The sequence below is a fragment of the Streptosporangium subroseum genome (assembly GCF_900188345.1).
GTDB classification, from domain to species: domain Bacteria; phylum Actinomycetota; class Actinomycetes; order Streptosporangiales; family Streptosporangiaceae; genus Streptosporangium; species Streptosporangium subroseum.
The window spans coordinates 1-4,093 of the sequence record NZ_FZOD01000142.1; the positions used below are offsets into that span (position 1 = coordinate 1).

General features: G+C 68.5%; 1 protein-coding gene and 1 pseudogene. Both read right to left on the reverse strand.

Features of this window, described 5'->3' with window-relative positions:
* On the reverse strand, window positions 1-3,921 hold a 3,921-nt coding region (locus CHC08_RS47570; RefSeq protein ID WP_420823623.1), incomplete at its 3' end, for a beta strand repeat-containing protein.
* Window positions 3,922-3,999: 78 nt separating this feature from the next.
* Window positions 4,000-4,092, reverse strand: a pseudogene (locus tag CHC08_RS53160) (DUF7507 domain-containing protein); the annotation flags it as partial.
* Window position 4,093 lies beyond the last annotated feature (1 nt).

A 4,093-nucleotide genomic window follows, 5' to 3' on the forward strand; every position in this document is an offset into this window, starting at 1 on the left:
CGTCAACGTCGCATTACCGGTGTTGACGATCAAATAGGAGTAGATGACCGTACGGCCGGCCGCCGTCACCGTGCTCGGCGACGCCGTCTTCAGCACCGACAGGCTGGGCGATGAGGTGATGCTGACCGTCGCGGTCGACGGATCAGAGGTCACCGCGGGACCCGCGGGCGGAGTGCCGGAAGCGACCGCCGTGTTCACCACCGAACCCGCGTCGACGTCCGCCTGCGTCACCACGTACGTGCTGGTACAGGTTGTCGAGGCCTGCGGTGCCAACGTCGTCACCGGGCAGGTGACCACCCCTGGCGTTCCCGAGCCCGAGAACGACGTGTCCGCCGCCCCCACCCCGGTCAACGTCGCGTTACCGGTGTTGACGATCAAATAGGAGTAGGTGATCGTCCGGCCCGCCGCCGACACGGCGGACGGAACCGCCGTCTTCAGCAACGTCAGGTCGGCGACCGGCGTGGCGGTGACCGTCGCGGTCGACGGATCGGAGGTCACCGCGGGGCCCGTGGGCGGGGTGCCCGAGGCCGTCGCGGTGTTCGCGATCGATCCGGCGTCGACATCCGCCTGCGTCGTCACATACGTACCCGTACACGTCGTCGAGGCCTGCGGCGCCAACGTCGCCACCGGACACGTCACCACCCCGGGCGTTCCCGAACCCGAGAACGCCGTATCCACCGCCCCCACACCCGTCAACGTCGCATTACCGGTGTTGACGATCATGTACGAGTAACTCACCGTCTGCCCCGCCGCCGTCACCGTGCTCGGCGACGCCGTCTTCAGCACCGACAGGCTGGGCGCCGAGGTGGCGGTCACCGTCGCGGTCGACGGATCGGAGGTCACCGCGGGACCCGTCGGCGGAGTGCCCGAGGCGACAGCGGTGTTCACCACCGAACCCGCATCGACATCCGCCTGCGTCGTCACATACGTACCCGTACACGTCGTCGAGGTCTGCGGCGCCAACGTCGTCACCGGACACGTCACCGCCGACGGCGTCCCCGTACCCGAGAACGCCGTGTCCACCACGACCACACCGGTCAACGTCGCGTTGCCGGTGTTGACGACCAAGTAGGAGTAGGTGATCGTCTGCCCCGCGGCCGTCACCGTGCTCGGCGACGCCGTCTTCAGCAACGACAGGCTGGGATCCGAGGTGACGGTAATCGTCGCGGTCGACGGCGAAGACGTGACCGGTGGACCTATCGGCGGAGTGCCGGAGGCGACCGCGGTGTTCACGATCGACCCCGCGTCGACATCCGCCTGCGTGGCCACGTAGGTGCTGGTACAGGTTGTCGAGGCCTGCGGCGCCAGCGTCGTCACCGGACACGTGATCACTCCGGGTGTTCCCGTGCCCGAGAACGACGTGTCCGTCGCCCCCACCCCGGTCAACGTCGCATTACCGGTGTTGGTGACCAAGTAGGAGTAGATGACCGTACGGCCGGCCGCCGTCACCGTGCTCGGCGACGCCGTCTTCAGCAACGACAGGCTGGGCGCCGAGGTGATGCTGACCGTCGCGGTCGACGGATCGGAGGTGACCGCGGGACCCGCGGGCGGAGTGCCGGAAGCGACCGCCGTGTTCACCACCGAACCCGCGTCGACATCCGCCTGCGTGGACACGTAGGTCCTGGTGCACGTCGTCGAGGCCTGCGGCGCCAACGTCGTCACCGGACACGTGATCACCCCGGGCGTCCCCGTACCCGAGAACGACGTGTCCACAGCCCCCACCCCGGTCAGGGTCGCGTTGCCGTTGTTGACGATCAGGTAGGAGTAGGTCACCGTACGGCCCGCCGCCGTCACGGCGGACGGCGACGCCGTCTTCAGCAAGGTCAGATCGGCGATCGGATCTCCGGTGACCGTCGCGGTCGACGGAGCCGACGTGACCGCGGGGCCCGTCGGCGGGGTGCCGGAGGCGACCGCCGTGTTCACGATCGAACCGGCGTCGATGTCGGCCTGGGTGGTCACGTACGTGCCCGTGCAGGTCGTCGAGGCCTGCGGCGCCAGCGTCGTCACCGGACACGTGATCACCGGGGGTGTCCCCGAACCGGAGAACGCCGTGTCCACAGCCCCCACACCCGTCAACGTCGCGTTACCGGTGTTGACGACCAGGTACGAATAAGTGATCGTCTGCCCCGCCGCCATCACCGCCGATGGGAAGGCGGTCTTCAACAGCGACAGCTCCGGACGCGAGGTGGCGGTGACCGTCGCGGTCGACGGATCGGAGGTCACCGCGGGACCCGTCGGCGGAGTGCCCGAGGCGATTGCCGTGTTCACCACCGAACCGGCATCGACATCCGCCTGCGTCGTCACGTAGGTGCTGGTACAGGTCGTCGAAGCCTGCGGCGCCAACGTCGTCACCGGACACGTGACCACCCCGGGCGTTCCCGTCCCCGAGAACGCCGTGTCCGCCGCTCCCACCCCGGTCAACGTCGCGTTGCCGGTGTTGACGATCGCGTACGAGTAAGTGATCGTCTGACCCGCCGCCGTCACCGTGGACGGAACCGCCGCCTTCAGCAACGCCAGGCCGGGAACCAGTGCGGCCGTCACCGTCGCCGTCGCGGGAGCGGACGCGACCGGTGGACCCGTCGGTGGAGTGCCCGAGGCGACCGCTGTGTTCACGATCGAACCGGCGTCGATGTCGGCCTGGGTGGTCACGTACGTGCTGGTGCACGTCGTCATAGCCTGCGGCGCCAGCGTCGTCACCGGGCAGGTGATCACCGGAGGCGTCCCCGAACCCGAGAACGCCGTGTCCACCACGCCCACACCCGTCAACGTCGCATTACCGGTATTAACGACCATGTACGAATAGGTGACCGTCCTACCCGCCGCCGCCACCGTGCTCGGCGACGCCGTCTTCAACAACGCCAGACCGGGATCGGGCGTGGCGGTGACCGTCGCGGTCGACGGATCGGAGGTCACCGCGGGGCCCGTGGGCGGGGTGCCCGAGGCCGTCGCGGTGTTCACGATCGATCCGGCGTCGACATCCGCCTGCGTCGTCACGTAGGTGCTGGTGCAGGTTGTCGAAGCCTGCGGCGCCAACGTCGTCACCGGACACGTGATCACCGGAGGCGTCCCCGAACCGGAGAAGGCCGTATCCACCACCCCCACACCCGCCAACGTCGCATTACCGGTATTGACGACCATGTACGAATAGGTGACCGTCCTACCCGCCGCCGCCACCGTGCTCGGCGACGCCGTCTTCAGCAACGTCAGACCGGCGACCGGGTTTGCGGTGACCGTCGCGGTCGACGGATCGGAGGTCACCGCGGGGCCCGTGGGCGGGGTGCCCGAGGCCGTCGCGGTGTTCACCACCGAACCCGCGTCGACATCCGCCTGCGTCACCACATACGTACCCGTACACGTCGTCGTAGCCTGCGGTAGGAGCGTCGTCACCGGACAGGTGACCACCGCGGGTGTTCCCGAACCCGAGAACGCCGTGTCCGCCACTCCCAGCCCGGTCAACGTCGTGTTTCCGGTGTTGACGACCCGGTAGGAATAGGTGATCGTCTGACCCGCGCTCACCACCGTCGACGGGAAAGCGGTCTTCAACAGCGACAACTCCGGACGCGACGTGGCGGTCACCGTCGCCGTCGACGGAGCCGACGTCACCGCGGGACCCGTCGGCGGAGTGCCCGAGGCCGTCGCCGTGTTCACCACCGAACCCGCGTCCATGTCCGCCTGCGTCACCACGTACGTGTTCGTGCACGCCACCATGGCCTGCGGCGCCAGCGTCGTCACCGGGCAGGTGATCGCTGCGCGCGTTCCCAAACCGGAGAACATCCCGTCCACCACACCAACACCGGTCAACGTCTGGTTACCGGTGTTGGTGACCAGGTAGGAATAGGTGATCGTCTGCCCCGCCGCCGTCACCGTGGACAGATCAGCCGTCTTCAGCAACGCCAGGCCGGGATCCGGTGTGGCCGTCACCGTCGCCGTCGACGGCGAAGACGTCACCGCGGGACCCGCGGGCGGGGTGCCCGAGGCGACCGCCGTGTTCACGATCAACCCGGCGTCGATGTCGGCCTGGGTGGTCACGTACGTGCTGGTGCACGTCGTTGAGGCCTGCGGCGCCAGCGTCGTCACCGGACACGTGATCACT